Source organism: Pseudomonas sp. PGPR N4, from assembly GCF_059693665.1.
Genome location: NZ_JCAUKV010000004.1, coordinates 80,083 through 95,129, shown reverse-complemented (window position 1 = coordinate 95,129; position 15,047 = coordinate 80,083). Strand labels below are relative to the sequence as shown.

Below are 15,047 nucleotides of genomic sequence, written 5' to 3'. Positions count from 1 at the left end.
GCAAACCTGCTGTGGTTGTAACCAGATAACTCAACTGCGCCTGATCAGTGCCCGCACGCCGAGCACGCCAGGAATGCCCAGGCCGACCCAGGCCAGAACATCCCAGCCATCGTCACCCAGCAGCGCGGCGAACAGCCCCCCTGCCCCCAGCAGCGCGATCAGTACAGGCCAGGTAAAGATCCGCCAGGTGGATTGCGAGCGATGGCTCATGGCTTGGCCTTCGCGCCGGTACGGCGCTTGCCCCACCAGAGATAAACGCCACTGGCGAGCACGACGATGGTCAGCACGTCGAGCAGTGCCCAGAGGATCTGCATCGGCCGTCCGCCGTAGTCGCCAAAGTGCAGCGGTTGCGACAGGCCCATCGCGTCCATGTACCAGGGCCGCTCGCCGACTGCTGTGACGGCGAGGGTGGTGGCGTCGATCAGGACTGGGGTGAACAGGTGCGAGGTCAGATGCGTGGCGCCGTTCATGAACACGGCATAGTGGTGCTCACTGGAGAAGCGTGTGCCGGGGAATGCGATGAAGTCGGCACGCATCCCCGGTGCAGCGGCAGTTGCGATCTGCAGCAGCTGGCTGGCCGACGCACGCTCGGTCAGCGGCGGCGCGTCGCGGTAGGGTGCAACCATTGCTGCCAGGCTGTCGTTGCGCCAGGCGGCGATGACCAGGTCAGCACAGGCACTGATCACCCCGGTGACGCCAACCACCAGCGCCCAGGTCAGGGTCACGATGCCGATCAGGTTGTGCAGGTCGAGCCAGCGCAGGCGCGGCGATCTGTCCTGGCGCACGCTGGCGAACGGCAAGCGGCGCATGAACGGCGCATACAGCACCGTGCCGGAGATGATCGCGACGACGAACAACAGGCCCATGAACGCCAGCCATAGTTTGCCGGCAAGCCCTGCGAACATGTCCACGTGCAGGCGCAGGATGGTCATCATCAAGCCGCCGTTGGCAGCCGGCATGGGCACGGCTTCGCCGGTACGCGCATCGAGCATGAAGGTGTGCGAGTCGTTGGGATCGCTGCCTGCCGTGGCGGCAGTGATGGCGACTACGCCGTTGGGCTCGTCCTCGTCATAGCCGAAGTACTGCATGACTTCGCCAGGACGATACTGTTCTGCCTTGAGCACCAGTTGCTGCAGGTCCAGGTGCGGGGTATCGGCAGGCATCTGGCGCAGTACGGGGGCGTCGCCGAGCAGGTGTTCCAGTTCGTGATGGAAGATCAGCGGCAGGCCGGTGATTGCCAGCAGGAGCAGGAACAGTGTGCAGATCAGGCTGCTCCAGGTGTGGACCTGCGACCAGCGGCGGATGGTGAGGCTTTTCATCTTTTCGGGCTCTTGACGAGGGCGTCAGTGGGCATGCCAGACTGCGGCAGGCCCGCTGAGCGTTGCATCAGAACTTGTAATTCACGCTGGCGACCACGTTGCGCTCGTCGCCGTAGTAGCAGTAGTAGCCATCACAGGTCGACAGGTAGTCCTTGTTGAACAGGTTCTTGGCGTCTACCGCGACGGTTACGCCTTTGAAGGAGTTGTTCAAGCGGCCAAGGTCGTAATGCACGGAGGCGTCATAGACGGTGTACGAGCCGACATGGCCCCAGTCGCTGTTGATCGTGTTGCCGTAGGTATCGCCCACATAGCGTACGCCGACACCCACCCCGAAGCCGTCCAGCGCACCGCTGTGCCAAGTGTAGTCCGCCCAGGCAGTGGCTTGGTTACGCGGTACTTGAGCCATGCGCTTGCCTTCTTCAGCGCTGAGCCCTTTGACGATTTCGCTATCGTTGTAGGTGTAGGAACCCACCAGCTTGAGGTTTTCGTTGACGTCGGCAGTGGCTTCGAGCTCCACGCCCTTGACCCGCACTTCGCCTACCTGGCGGGTCACGCCGCCTTCGGTAACCGAGATGTTTTCCTGGGTCAGGTCAAACACGGCTGCGCTGAACAACGCGCTGCTGCCCGGTGGCTGGTATTTGATGCCCAGCTCGTACTGCTTGCCCTCGGTGGGTTTGAAGGCAGTGGTGCTGTTGACCACTGAACCCATGGCCGCCTGGAATGATTCGGCATAGGAAATATACGGCGTGATGCCGTTGTCGAAGACGTAGCTCAGGGCGGCGTTGCTGCTGAACTTCTTGTCGCGCTGGGTGCTGGTGGCATCACCCTGATTGTGGAAGGTGGTGCCGGTGTGGACCCAGTCCTCACGACCACCGAGGGTCAGGCGCCAATTGTCCAAGGCCATCTGGTCTTGCACGTACAAGCCGGTCTGTTGGGTCTTCTGGTCGTAGTCGTACATGTCGAAGTACTGGACGTTGGAGAAGTCCTGACCATAGATCGGGTTGTGGATGTTGCTCGCCGGCACGCCAGCCGAGCCCCAGCGCCAGCGAGCATTGCTGTCGGAGCGTTGGTGATCGAGGCCCAGCAGCACGGTGTGGCTGACGACGCCGGTGTTGAAGTCGGCCTGGAAGTTGTTGTCCACGGCAAACTGGCTGATGTCTTCTTCAACGATACCGGCGGTGCGTTGCACGGTGCCGTCGGCGCTTACCGCTTCATCCGGACCGGCGGGCCAGATCTGACCGCCTGCAGTAATACCCTTGAAGTCCAGCTCGTTGCGCGCGTAACGCAGGTTCTGGCGGAACTGCCAGACATCGTTCAAACGGGTCTCGAAGGCGTAGCCCAGGTGATAGTAAGTGCGGTCGTAGGATTCCCAGTCCGGATCACCGAGGTTCTTGTGGTGGGAAATCTTGCCCGCCGGGCTGTCGAGTTTGGTGCCCTGCAGCGGCAGGAACTGCCCGGTAATGCCGGTATCGTCGCGGGTGAACTGAGTGATCAGGGTCAGCTTGGTATCGTCGTTGATGTTCCAGGTCAGGCTTGGGGCCAGGTTGTAGCGCTTGTCTGGAATGTGATCAACCGGGGAATTGCTGTCACGCACCGTGCCGCTGACGCGGTAAAGAAACTCACCTTGCTCGTCGACTTTGCCGGTGCTGTCGAAGTTGATCTGCTTGTGTTGATTGCTGCCAGCCTGCACTTCGATCTCGTGTGCACTCTGCGCCTGCGGCCGGCGCGAGGTCATGTCGAGCAGACCGCCGGGCGGCGTCTGCCCGTAAACCGATGAAGCCGGCCCGCGCAACACGGCGATGCGCTCCAGGTTCCACGGCTCGATCTTGGGAGTCGCGTAATTGCCTCGGGGCAACGGCAGGCCGTCGAGGAACTGGGTCGGGACAAAACCTCGCACCAGCAACCAGTCGTTGCGCGAGTCGGAGCCGTAGCCGCTGCTTTGTACGCCAGCGGTGTAGCGCAAGGCGTCGTTGAGGCTGAGCACCGGGCGATCGTCCATCTGCTGGCGGGTGATCACCGAGACCGAGCGCGGCAGTTCGGCGATGGCGGTGTCGGTCTTGCTGCCGGCTGCGGTGCGCGTTGCCGTGTAGCCGTCGACCGCGCCCCATGCGCTTTCATAGCTGGAGTTGGCATTGATACTTGTCTCCGGCAACGCCAGGCTGCCTTCCGGCGTGGCCACCAGGCTGTAACTGCCGACACTACTCTGCTGCAGTTGCAGGCCGCTGCCGCGCAGGGCCGCCTGCAGTGCGCCGAGGGCATCGTACTGGCCTTTGACCGGCGCCGCGGTGCGCCCGCTGACCAGGGCTGGGTCGATCGCCAGGGCGATACCCGCCTGGCTAGCGATCTGATTCAGGGTCGTCGCCAGTGGCGCGCTGGGCAAGTCATAGGCGAGTTGCGATTGCTCGGCAGCATGCAGAGCAGGGCTGGCCATCGGGATAGACAGGGCAATCGCCAGAGCCATCAGGCTGGGGCGCAGGATACGATCAACGGCACGGGACATGCAGCGGCTCCTCGACGGATAAGTGCTTTGTGCTTCCTTGCCGGGCGAGAATTGAAAAGTGACAGGGGCCTGTCGAAATAAATTTATCGGCGCTGCCGCTAGCGGCTCATTGCGCGACGACCTTGACCCACCATGGCGTGCGCTGCTCGACCTTGACCGGCAATGCAGGGGTCAGTGAGGCCAGTGCCAGGTCGATATCGGTCAGCGGGAAGCTGCCGGTCACGCGCAGGTCGGCTACCTCGGGCGCGACGCCCAGATGGCCGCTGCGGTAGCGGCCCAGCTCAGCGATAAGATCGGCCAGGCGCACGTTGTCCACCACCAGCATGCCGCGGGTCCAGGCATCGGCGCCGGCCGCAACCGGGCTGATCTGGCTGAGGCCATTGGCCGTCATCATGACCTGCTGGCCTGCTGCCAGGACTTGCTCATCTGCACGGTTGGACGGCATTGCCGCGACCTGCGACTGGAGCACTTCAAGACGCGTGCCTTGCGCTTCGCGCTTGACCAGGAAGCGTGTGCCTAGTGGGCGCAGGCGACCATCATCGGTACGCACCAGCAGCGGCCGCAGGTCGTCATGGCCGGTTTCAACCGAGATTTCGCCCTGATGCAGAACGATCACGCGCTGGCTGCCTTCGAAGTCGATATCCACGGCGCTATGGGTATTGAGGCTGAGCAACGTGCCGTCTTCCAGGCGCAGGGTGCGCAATTCGCCGGTGGCGGTGCGCTGATCTGCCAGCCAGTAACCCGGCGACAGCGACGGTGCATCGAGTTGCAGGACCAGCGCGGCGACCAGTAGCACGCTGGCGAGTCCGCCGCCAAGGGTACCAACCCGCCGGCGCAAGCTGACCCGCGACTGCAGCAGTGCCTTGCGCGCTGGGCCGACTGCGGCGCTGAAACGCTGGTCGAGCATGCCCAGTTGGCGCCAGGCGCGAGCGTGCTCTTCGCTGGCAGCGTGCCAACGTAGAAACTCACTACGCTGCTCTGGCACGCCGGGGCTGTCGTCCAGGCACAGCTTCCAGGCGATTGCAGCGTCCAGCACCTTGTTCGAGACCGGGCTGGTGCTCACGTCGGCTCGCCATACAGAGCGATGTAGCACTGGCGCATGCCCTGGGCCAGATACTGACGCACACGGGAGACGGAAACGCCCAGACGCTCGGCGATTTCGGCATGGCCCATGCCATCCAGGCGGTTGTGCAGAAACGCAGCGCGGGCTTTGCTCGACAGTTTGCCAAGCAAGCGGTCGATGGCCTTGAGGTCTTCGAGAATCAGTAGTTGCAGTTCCGGCGAGGGCTGTTCGGCTTCGGGCATCTGCGCCAGTTCCGCCAGGTAAGCCTGCTCCAGCGCAGCCCGGCGGAAATGATCGAACAGCAAACCCTTGGCCACTGCAGCAAGAAACGCCCTTGGCTCACGCGGCACCGGCAACTGGTCACGCCCGAGCAAGCGCACGAAGGTGTCCTGACTCAGGTCTTCGGCGCGTTGCTGGCAGCGCGTGCTGCGTTGCAGCCAGGCCAGCAGCCAGCTGCGGTGGTCGCGATAAAGCGCACCGATCAGATCAGCATGTGGACTGTGCGCAGACGGCAAGAGCGTTCCCCGGAAAGAATGCGTTAACTAACGATAATTATTCGCGATTGTTACAGAGGCGGGTGGCCGCACGCAATCCACGTCTATCGGATAGCTATTACCAACTGTGACTCTGAGCCTTGCGCCGCCGCCATTGCTGCAGGCGCGTGCTCAGTTGCAGGGGGCTGTCGAGCTGCTGCCGGCGGGCCTGGCTGAACAGGATCAGGGCCAACTCGGCGGTGACCTGGGCGTCGGCACTGGCATGATGGCGCTCATCCACCTGCAGGCCGAAGTGGCCGATCCAGTCGTCCAGGCCGGCCTCGCGCATTACCGTGTCGGGATTGAGCATCGGCGCGATTTCGGCCACGTCGTAAAAGCTGTGCTGCAAGCGATGGCCGAGGCTGTCTTTCAAGGCGCGGCCGAGCATGTGCTGATCGAACGGCGCGTGGAACGCCAGCAGTGGGCTGTCGCCGATGAACTCGAGCAACTCCAGCAGCGCCGTTGCCGGTGCTGAGCCGGCGGCGAGGGCATCCGGGCCGAGGCCGTGGATCAACACGCTGGGGTTGGTCTTCTGCGCCGGGCGGTGCAAGGTGCGTTCGAACTGCTGGCTGAAATCGATGGCGCCGTCTTCGATAGCCACTGCACCGATCGACAGCACCTGATCACGGTTTAGGTTGAGCCCGCTGGTTTCCAGGTCGATGACCACCCAGCGCTGCTCGCGCAGCGAATGCACGCCTGGCGGCGCTGGCTTGGGCAATTGCGCCAGGCGCTGGCGCATGGCCGGGTCGACGGCGGCAGGCAGGGAAGGGCGCAGCCAGGTAAACAGACTCATAGCTGATACCGCAGGGCCAGGCTGCTTTGCAGGCGTTGAGCCTGGCGCAGCGACTCACGCAGGATGCGTCGATCGAGCTGGTTGAGGCTGTCCGGGTCGAGCCGGTTGGAGTAGGCCTGGTTGGCGCGGCTCTGGCGTTGATGCTGCTGCATGCGGGTCTGCTGGATGAAGTGGTATGCCTCTTCGAAGGCGGCGCCGTCCAGGGCATCGATGACTTCTCTGGCGACCAGCTGACGCAGGCGCTCTAGGGTGTTGCAGGCGCCAATGCCGTTGGCCAGGGCGAGCAGACGGGCGCCGTCGACAAATGGCGTCAGGCCCTGCACCTTGAGGTCGAGGGTGGCGGCCTTGTCGTTGCCTTGACGGGTCAGTACGAAGTCGCGCAGGCGCCCCACCGGTGGCCGCTGGCGCAAGGCATTGTCGGCCATCATGCGCTGGAAAATGCGGTTGTCGCGGACCTGGGCAAGCATGCCCTGGCGCAATTGTTCGACCGCCTGCTCATCGCCCCAGACCGCGCGCAGGTCAAAGTAGATGGAAGACCCGAGCAGGTTTTCCGGGCTGGCCTCGCGGACGAACCCGGCAAAGCGCCGCGCCCACTCGCTGCGCGACAGGCACAGGTCGGCGTTGCCGGCCATGATATTGCCTTGGCACAAGCTGAAACCACACTGCGCCAGGCACTGGTTGATGTACTGCGCCAACGGCAGCAGGGCGCGCCGATGGGCGTCGGCCTGGGCAGTATCGTCGGCCTCGAACAGGATGCCGTTGTCCTGATCGGTGAACAGGGTTTGTTCACCGCGGCCTTCACTGCCAAAACACAACCAGCTGAATGCTACGCCGGGATCGCCACGCTCGGCCAGGGCCAGCTCGATCACCCGGCACACGGTGTGGTCGTTGAGCAGGGTGATGATCTGGGTGATCTGCGTCGACGAAGCACCGTGGGCGAGCATGCGCTCGACCAGCTGGCTGATCTCGCCGCGCAGCGACACCAATGTGTCCAGCCGTGGCGCATGGCGGATGGTGCGCGCCAGGTGGACCAGGTCGACCCGCTGCAAGGAGAACAGATCGCGCTCGGACACCACCCCGCACAGGCGCCGCTCATGTACCAGGCAGACGTGGGCAATATGTCGTTCGGTCATCGCCATGGCCGCATCGAACGCAGTTGCATCCGGCGCCAGGTAAAACGGCGCGGCGGTCATGTGCAGGGCAATCGGCGCGCTCAGTTCGGCGCTGGCATCGGCCACTACCTGACGCAGGTCGCGCAGGGTGAAGATGCCGATCGGAAAGCGCTGCGGATCGATGATCACGATGCTGCCGACCTGCTGTTCGTGCATCAGGCGCACCGCTTCGCGCAAGGGCATGTCCGGAGTGCACACCACCGGGTGACGCATGGCCAGCTCGCCCAGCGGTGTATTCAGGGAATATTGGCTGCCGAGATTTTCTACCGCACGGTGGCGCACCTGCTGATTAACCTGATCGAGCAGGCTGCTGACGCCGCGCAGAGCAAAATCACGAAACACATCCGACATCGAGAACAGGCGAATGAACGCAGCTTTGTTCAGCTGCAGGCAGAAGGTGTCCTCGCCGGCAACGTGCTCGGTGCGGGTCGCACGCTCGCCAAGCAAGGCCGCCAGCGGGAAGCATTCGCCGCTGGTGATCTCGAAGGTAGTTTCTACCCCGGCCTGGCTGACGTGCTGGCGCTCACCGACGACCCGCCCTTGCTTGACGATATAGAAGTGCTCGACCGGGCCATCGGCGGGCTTGATGATGCTTTCGCCGCTGGCGTGGAAGCGCAGTTGGCACTGCTCCACCATAAAGGCCAGATGGCTGTGTTCCATCTGCTTGAACGGCGGAAAGCGCTGCAGGAACTGCAATGTGCCCTGGATGTTCTGCAACACCGCGGTTCTGCCGGCTTGGCTGTAGGCGTCCTTTTTACTCATGAGCTGACCGTATCGCTGTGCCGATCTATATATATCTAACTATATATAGTGAAGTCGGCCTTGTTGTTCTCGGTCCCCATGGTCGGCTGGCGGCCGGTTCGTGCCCATTGGACGTAAGTCTATGAGGGCATAACGCCCGTTCGGCGACGTTGGCTGCACGGGCCGATAGCACATTCGGCGAATTTGTGGTCATACGCTGTGCAGACGATATTTCAACGGGAAGACCATGGGTGAGCATGACGACATTCTGAGTGACGCTGAGCGCGAGGCGTTGGCCTTGGTCAGCGCGCCACCGCCGCAACTGCCGCTGGTGCTGGTGGTCGACGACGACATCCTCAGCCGTAGGGCCCTGGCCTGGTATCTGAATCGCAAAGGTATCCGCTGCATCAGTGCGTCGAGCGCATTGGCTGCGTTGCGGGCACTCAGGCGTGAACCGCGTATTGGCATGATGATCACCGATCTGCGCATGGGGCCAGTGGATGGGCTTGAACTGATCAAGCAGATTCGCAGTTCGGTGCGGGCAGATTTGCCCATTGTGGTGGTGTCGGGGGAGTCGCAGGTGCCAGAGGCCGTCAAGGCGATGCACCTTGGGGTGCTGGACTTCATGGTCAAGCCGCCGGATCTGGACAAGCTGTTGCGGCTGGTGAGGAAGGAATTGCGGATTGAGTGAAGCTAGGGCCGCAAAGCGGCCCTAGCATTCTCCACTTACAGCCCGTTGCGCGCCTTGAACTCGCGGCGGCGACGGTGCAGCACCGGCTCGGTGTAGCCGTTCGGCTGCTTGGCACCTTCGAGCACCAACTCCAGCGCTGCCTGGAAGGCAACGTTGTCGTCGAAGTTCGGTGCCATTGGCCGGTACGAGCTGTCGGCAGCGTTCTGCTGATCGACCACTGCCGCCATGCGCTTGAGGCTTTCCAGCACCTGCTCTTCGCGCACGATGCCGTGGCGCAGCCAGTTGGCGAGCAATTGTGCGGAGATACGCAGGGTCGCGCGGTCTTCCATCAGGCCGACGTTGTTGATGTCCGGCACCTTCGAACAGCCCACACCGTGGTCAATCCAGCGCACGACATAGCCGAGGATGCCCTGGGCGTTGTTGTCCAGCTCGTTGCGAATTTCTTCGTCGGACCAGTTGGTGTCGGCTGCCAGCGGGATGGTCAGAATGTCATCGACCGAGGCCGGCGCGCGCTTGGCCAGTTCCGCCTGACGCGCCTGCACATCAACCTGGTGGTAGTGCAGGGCGTGCAGTACCGCGGCGGTCGGTGACGGCACCCAGGCGGTGTTGGCACCGGCCAATGGGTGGGCGATCTTCTGTTCGAGCATGGCCGCCATCAGGTCAGGCATGGCCCACATGCCCTTGCCGATCTGGGCACGGCCTTGCAGGCCAGTGGCGAGGCCGACATCGACGTTGTTGTTCTCGTAGGCGCCGATCCACTTCTCGTTCTTCATGGCGCCCTTGCGCACAACGGCGCCGGCTTCCATCGACGTATGGATTTCGTCACCGGTACGGTCAAGGAAGCCGGTGTTGATGAACACCACGCGCTCGGCCGCAGCCTTGATGCACGACTTGAGGTTGACCGTGGTACGGCGCTCCTCGTCCATGATGCCAACCTTCATGGTGTTGCGCGGCATCTGCAGCACGTCTTCGACGCGGCTGAAGATTTCTGCGGCAAACGCCACTTCTTCCGGGCCGTGCATTTTCGGTTTGACGATATAGACGCTGCCGGTGCGGCTGTTCTTGCGGGTGGTGGTGCCCTTGAGGTTGTGCAAGGCGATCAGGCCGGTGAACAGGCCATCCTGGATGCCTTCCGGGATCTCATTGCCCTGCGCGTCGAGGATTGCGGGGTTGGTCATCAGGTGACCAACGTTGCGCACGAACAGCAGCGAGCGACCGTGCAGGCTTACGCTGCCGCCGTTCGGTGCGGTGTACTCGCGGTCCGGGTTCATGGTCCGGGTGAAGGTCTTGCCGCCCTTGCTGACGCTTTCGGACAGGTCGCCTTTCATCAGGCCCAGCCAGTTGCGGTAAACCACCACCTTGTCGTCGGCATCGACTGCAGCAACCGAGTCTTCGCAGTCCATGATGGTGGTCAGGGCCGATTCCATCAGGATGTCTTTGACGGCGGCGGCGTCAGTGCTGCCGACCGGGGTGCTGGCGTCGACCTGGATTTCGAAGTGCAGGCCGTTGTGCTTGAGCAGGACTGCGGTTGGCGCCGCGGCCTCGCCACGGTAGCCGATCAACTGTGCATCGTCACGCAGGCCGCTGTTGCTGCCGCCCTTGAGCGCAACCACGAGCTTGCCGGCATCGATACGGTAGCCGGTGGAGTCGACGTGCGAGCCAGCAGCCAGAGGCGCAGCCTGGTCGAGGAAGGCGCGGCCAAAGGCGATGACCTTGTCACCACGGACCTTGTTATAGCCCTGGCCTTTTTCGGCGCCACCTTCTTCGCTGATGGCGTCGGTGCCATACAGCGCGTCATACAGCGAACCCCAGCGCGCGTTGGCGGCGTTGAGGGCGAAACGCGCGTTCATCACCGGTACTACCAGCTGTGGGCCGGCCATGCGGGCGATTTCTTCGTCGACGTTTTGCGTGGTTGCCTGGAAGTCTTCTGCTGCTGGCAGCAGGTAACCGATTTCCTGGAGGAATGCCTTGTAGGCTGCGGCGTCGTGAGCCTGGCCTTGACGCGCCTGGTGCCAGGCGTCGATCTGGGCTTGCAGCTGGTCGCGTTTGGCGAGCAGGTTTTTATTCTTCGGAGCGAGGTCGTTGATGATCTTTTCCGCACCGAGCCAGAAATCCTTGGCGACGATGCCGGTGCCTGGAATGGCTTCGTTGTTGACGAAGTCGTACAGCACCTTGGCGACCTGAAGGCCACCGACTTGAACGTGTTCAGTCATTGCTTGCCTCACTCTGCTCAGCTATTTCGCTCATCGTATTAAGCCTGTAGCGCTTCTTCAAACACGCACCAGTACATGCCCGCAGGCGGCTGGGTGCGGCCTGCCAGACGCGCTGGCGGGCGGTTTGCGTATTTTCACAGGCGCCATCGGCAGACATCCAGCGACGTTTTGTAGTCCGCGTCGGGGCATACTACATGAAGCAGCAGGCGGGTGAACATCAGACTAAAAGCGTCGCTGTGCGACCATTTGGTCGCATAGGGTCACGCTGGGAAGCCGCATGTTCGCAAAAAACAGGTAGATTGTTCCAGATAAATCTTGAAACAGTACACGATTAGTCATTCGGACTGCCCTGCGGCAGGTTGCCACAGCTTGCCTATACTCACTCGATTGCCAGCCTTTGCGCCATGTTTGGCCTGGCTGAAACCTTGGCAGGGCAGAGGAGTACGCAGTGGACCACCTAGTATTGACCGTGATCGCCCCCGACCAGGCTGGGCAGGTAGAACGCATTGCCCAGTGCATCGCCAGCCACAACGGCAACTGGCTGGAAAGCCGCATGTCGCGCATGGCCGGGCAGTTTGCCGGGATCCTGCGGGTGGCGGTGCCGACTGAGTCCCACGCTGAATTGGTCAAAGCGCTGGAGCAACTGATCAGCCACAACATCCGCGTACTGATCGCCGAGAGCGGCGCCGAGCCTGCGGCTAACTGGAAGCCAATCAGTATGGAACTGGTGGGCAATGACCGCCCAGGTATCGTTCGCGACATTACCCGATTGCTGGCAGACAAGGGGGTAAATCTGGAGCGCTTCACCACTGAAGTACGCCCGGCGCCGATGAGCAGCGAGCCACTGTTCCACGCCAACGCGCTGCTGGCGTTGCCGATGGCGCTTTCGTTGGAGGATCTGCAGCAGAGCCTGGAAGCGCTGGCCGATGATTTGATGGTCGAGCTTGAGCTGCGCGCCGAAGAATAGTCCACAGCCAGGGCGGTGCGGTTATCCCTGATTTACGGGGACGTCCCTGTGGATAACCTGGGGGCGTACCGCTTCAGCCCACTGCCCATGCCGCTTGCCGAGGATTGAGCAAAAAACGCTCAGTAATCAGGCGCTTGTGCACAAAGCGCGGGGATCAGCATGTGGATAACCTCTGGAGAGGTTGCTGCAGGCCACGCCAGCTGTGGCCTGCAGGCTTTTGGTCATTTATTGATCAGGTGCGCTTGCGCACTTTAAGCCAGGCATCCACGCTGTACAGCGCCAAACCGGCCCAGATGAACATGAATGCGACCAGCGTGCTCGACGACAAGTGCTCGTCGAACAGCAGCACCGCCTGCAACAGCACCAGGCTCGGTGCCAGGTACTGCAGGAAACCCAAGGTGGTGTAGGGCAGGTGTCGCGCGGCTGCGTTGAAGCACACCAACGGGACCAGTGTGACCGGCCCGGCGGCAATCAGCCAGAGCGCTTCAGTGCTGCTGAAGAAATCCCCCTGCGTGCTGCTGGCAGCCGGGTGCAGCAACAGCCAGCCCGCAGCCAGCGGCACCAGCATCCAGGTCTCCACTACCAGCCCGGGCAGTGCCGCGACGGGTGCCTGCTTGCGGATCAGCCCATAGAAGCCAAAGGTCAGCGCCAGCACCAGCGACACCCACGGCAGGCTGCCGACCTGCCACACCTGCTGTGCGACCCCGACCGCTGCCAGGCCGACCGCCAGCCACTGCAGTCGCCGCAAACGCTCGCCGAGCAGGAGCATGCCCAGCAGCACGTTGATCAATGGGTTGATGTAATAGCCGAGGCTGGCTTCGAGCATGCGCCCGTTGTTTACCGCCCAGACATAGGTCAGCCAGTTGCCGGCGATCAATGTGCCGCTCAAGGCGAGGATTGCCAGGCGCTTGGGATTGTCGCGCAACTCGCGCCACCAGCCGGGGTGCTTCCACACCAACAGTAACAGCGAACCGAACAACGCCGACCAGAGCACCCGGTGGACGATGATCTCGACCGCCGGCACGCTCTGAATGGCTTTGAAGTACAGCGGGAACAGACCCCAGATGATGTAGGCCGTCAGGCCGAGAATATACCCGCGACGCGGGTTTGCAGCGTGCATGCCGAATCCTTGCTTAGGTAGCTAAATAACAACACCTATTGTAGACAGACCTGCACCTGCTCCTAGAACAATTTCAGCGGCGCTTCGTCCAGCGCCGAGATCTGCTCGCGCAGGGCAAGGATCTGATCGCCCCAGTAACGCGGCTGACCAAACCAGGGGAAACTACGCGGGAACGCCGGGTCGTCCCAGCGCCGCGCCAGCCAGGCGCTGTAGTGCAACTGGCGCAAGGCCCGCAGCGGCTCGATCAGCGGCAGCTCGCGCGGGTCGAAGTCGTGGAACTCGTTGTAGCCGTCGATCAGCTCGGCCAACTGGCCCAGGCGTTCTTCGCGGCTGCCGGCGAGCATCATCCACAGGTCCTGCACTGCCGGGCCCGTCCGGCAGTCGTCCAGATCGACCAGGTGGTAGGCGTCTTCGCGGTGCATGATGTTGCCTGGGTGGCAGTCGCCGTGCAGGCGGATGGTCTGGTGCGGGGTGCGCGCGTAGATCGCTTCAACCCGTTTGAGCAGATCGCGAGCGACCGATTCATAAGCTGGCAGCAGTTCCTTGGGCACGTAGTTGCCGTCGAGCAAGGTCTGCAGCGAGGCATGCCCGAAGTTATCCACAGCGAGCGACTCACGGTGCACAAACGGCCGCGTGGCGCTGACTTTGTGCAGGCGCCCGAGCAACTGGCCTAGGGTATACAGTTGGTCGAGATTGCCCGGCTCTGGCGCCCGGCCGCCGCGGCGTGGGAACAAGGCAAAGCGAAAGCCCTGATGTTCGAACAGGCTCTGGCCTTCATGGCTGATTGGCGCCACGACCGGCACTTCGCAGTCGGCAAGCTCGGCGGTAAAGGCGTGTTCTTCGTGGATCTGTGCGTCGGTCCAACGCCCCGGCCGGTAGAACTTGGCGATCAGCGGCTGCTGGTCTTCGATGCCCACCTGATAGACCCGATTCTCGTAACTGTTGAGCGCCAGCACGCGGGCATCGCTGAGAAAGCCCAGGCTTTCTACCGCATCAAGGACCAGGTCGGGGGTGAGGGTATCGAAAGGGTGGGACATTGGAGCTCCGCAGGGCGACATCGTGAGCACCATGGTACTCCATTACCCCGCGCACCGGAGGTCGCTAGGCCGGCACGCCCAGCAGTACATAAGCCGGATGGAACTGCGCACGTAGTTCGCTGCCGGTGGTCACCCCATGAGCTGTCAGCCACTGGCTCTCGGCAAAAGCGCAGAGGGTCTGGCCATTACTCAGTTGCAGGCGCACTTCGCAGCTGGCCTCTTCTTCAGCGAGCACTTCGGCGACCGTGGCGCCGAGCGTGTTGCTGCCAGGTTCTGCTGTGTCCTCCGGGCCGAGCAGGTGCACCCAGCCGGCCTTGAGCAAGGCCACTACCTGGCTGCCTGGCGCCAGTTCCAGCCGCTCGGTGCTATCGCGGGTGATCAGCGCTTGAATCTGCAGCCCGCCGCTCAGCGCCAGGGTCACCCGGTCATGCCGACCTTCGCTGCTCACTGCGCTGACCTCACCCTGCAACTGATTACGCGCGCTGGTGCGCAGCATCAGCCGGCCGAGCAGGTCGAGGTCGCTACTGTGTTCAGCGGCCTCGAGCACTTGCGCCTGCAGCGCTTGCAGGCGCAAGTAAAGGCGCAGCACGCGCTGGCCCTCTGTCGACAACTGCGCGCCGCCGCCACCACGGCCGCCGGTGCTGCGCTCGACCAAGGGCTGCGCGGCAAGGTTGTTGAGCTCGTCGATGGCGTCCCAGGCGGACTTGTAACTGATCCCGGCAGCCTTCGCCGCGCGGGTGATCGAGCCCTGCTCGGCGATGTGCTGCAGCAGGGCTATGCGCTGCGGGCGGCGGGCGATGTGTTGGGTGAGCTGGGTGGGCAGAGACATGCGCTTGAGCCAGGCGGTGTGAGACTGGCGAAGTTGCCTCCCGTAGCGTCATCAGTCAACCCCGGCGCC

General features: G+C 62.9%; 13 protein-coding genes. 2 read left to right on the top strand and 11 right to left on the bottom strand.

The window, feature by feature from the left end; translation table 11 throughout:
• Nucleotides 1-30: 30 nt before the first annotated feature.
• The 7 genes from AC58X1_RS17180 to AC58X1_RS17150 all read right to left on the bottom strand — a co-directional run bounded on the left by AC58X1_RS17180 (nucleotide 31) and on the right by AC58X1_RS17150 (nucleotide 8,142).
• On the bottom strand, nucleotides 31-210 hold the full coding sequence (locus AC58X1_RS17180) for a hypothetical protein (RefSeq protein WP_101322439.1): 180 nt from the start codon (nucleotides 208-210) through the stop codon (nucleotides 31-33).
• Entirely contained in the window at nucleotides 207-1,319 is a 1,113-nt protein-coding gene (locus AC58X1_RS17175) for a PepSY-associated TM helix domain-containing protein (protein WP_312389621.1), read from the bottom strand. Before AC58X1_RS17175 ends, AC58X1_RS17180 begins: the two co-directional genes overlap by 4 nt.
• Nucleotides 1,320-1,386: 67 nt before the next feature.
• A complete protein-coding gene (locus AC58X1_RS17170) occupies nucleotides 1,387-3,819 on the bottom strand; it encodes a TonB-dependent siderophore receptor (protein WP_101322437.1) in 2,433 nt (810 codons plus the stop codon).
• Nucleotides 3,820-3,925: 106 nt separating this feature from the next.
• A complete protein-coding gene (locus AC58X1_RS17165) occupies nucleotides 3,926-4,882 on the bottom strand; it encodes a FecR domain-containing protein (RefSeq protein WP_101322436.1) in 957 nt (318 codons plus the stop codon).
• On the bottom strand, nucleotides 4,879-5,397 hold the full coding sequence (locus AC58X1_RS17160) for an RNA polymerase sigma factor (RefSeq protein ID WP_150571148.1): 519 nt from the start codon (nucleotides 5,395-5,397) through the stop codon (nucleotides 4,879-4,881). The genes AC58X1_RS17165 and AC58X1_RS17160 overlap by 4 nt, the downstream gene beginning before the upstream one ends.
• A gap of 97 nt (nucleotides 5,398-5,494) precedes the next feature.
• Complete coding sequence (locus AC58X1_RS17155; RefSeq protein WP_101322434.1) at nucleotides 5,495-6,208, bottom strand: 3'-5' exonuclease; 714 nt, start codon at nucleotides 6,206-6,208, stop codon at nucleotides 5,495-5,497.
• Entirely contained in the window at nucleotides 6,205-8,142 is a 1,938-nt protein-coding gene (locus AC58X1_RS17150) for a putative nucleotidyltransferase substrate binding domain-containing protein (protein ID WP_101322433.1), read from the bottom strand. Before AC58X1_RS17150 ends, AC58X1_RS17155 begins: the two co-directional genes overlap by 4 nt.
• A gap of 226 nt (nucleotides 8,143-8,368) precedes the next feature.
• On the opposite strand from AC58X1_RS17150, the gene AC58X1_RS17145 reads away from it, so the two are divergent.
• Nucleotides 8,369-8,812 carry a response regulator gene (locus tag AC58X1_RS17145; protein WP_101322432.1) on the top strand — a complete coding sequence of 148 codons (444 nt, stop codon included), beginning with the start codon at nucleotides 8,369-8,371 and terminating at the stop codon, nucleotides 8,810-8,812.
• Between the two features lie 35 nt (nucleotides 8,813-8,847).
• On the opposite strand, the gene AC58X1_RS17140 is transcribed toward AC58X1_RS17145, so the two are convergent.
• Nucleotides 8,848-11,025, bottom strand: a complete 2,178-nt coding sequence (locus tag AC58X1_RS17140) for a malate synthase G (RefSeq protein WP_401184075.1) — start codon at nucleotides 11,023-11,025, stop codon at nucleotides 8,848-8,850.
• A 448-nt stretch (nucleotides 11,026-11,473) separates the two neighbouring features.
• Here AC58X1_RS17140 and AC58X1_RS17135 point away from each other — a divergent pair, with 448 nt between their 5' ends.
• On the top strand, nucleotides 11,474-11,992 hold the full coding sequence (locus tag AC58X1_RS17135) for a glycine cleavage system transcriptional repressor (protein ID WP_101322430.1): 519 nt from the start codon (nucleotides 11,474-11,476) through the stop codon (nucleotides 11,990-11,992).
• A 232-nt stretch (nucleotides 11,993-12,224) separates the two neighbouring features.
• On the opposite strand, the gene rarD is transcribed toward AC58X1_RS17135, so the two are convergent.
• The 3 genes from rarD to AC58X1_RS17120 form a co-directional block, all read right to left on the bottom strand.
• Nucleotides 12,225-13,112, bottom strand: a complete 888-nt coding sequence (gene rarD / locus AC58X1_RS17130; RefSeq protein WP_150571151.1) for an EamA family transporter RarD — start codon at nucleotides 13,110-13,112, stop codon at nucleotides 12,225-12,227.
• Between the two features lie 62 nt (nucleotides 13,113-13,174).
• Nucleotides 13,175-14,149 carry a serine/threonine protein kinase gene (locus AC58X1_RS17125; protein WP_101322428.1) on the bottom strand — a complete coding sequence of 325 codons (975 nt, stop codon included), beginning with the start codon at nucleotides 14,147-14,149 and terminating at the stop codon, nucleotides 13,175-13,177.
• A 64-nt stretch (nucleotides 14,150-14,213) separates the two neighbouring features.
• Nucleotides 14,214-14,978, bottom strand: a complete 765-nt coding sequence (locus AC58X1_RS17120) for a TOBE domain-containing protein (protein ID WP_497429204.1) — start codon at nucleotides 14,976-14,978, stop codon at nucleotides 14,214-14,216.
• Between the last annotated feature and the right edge of the window lie 69 nt (nucleotides 14,979-15,047).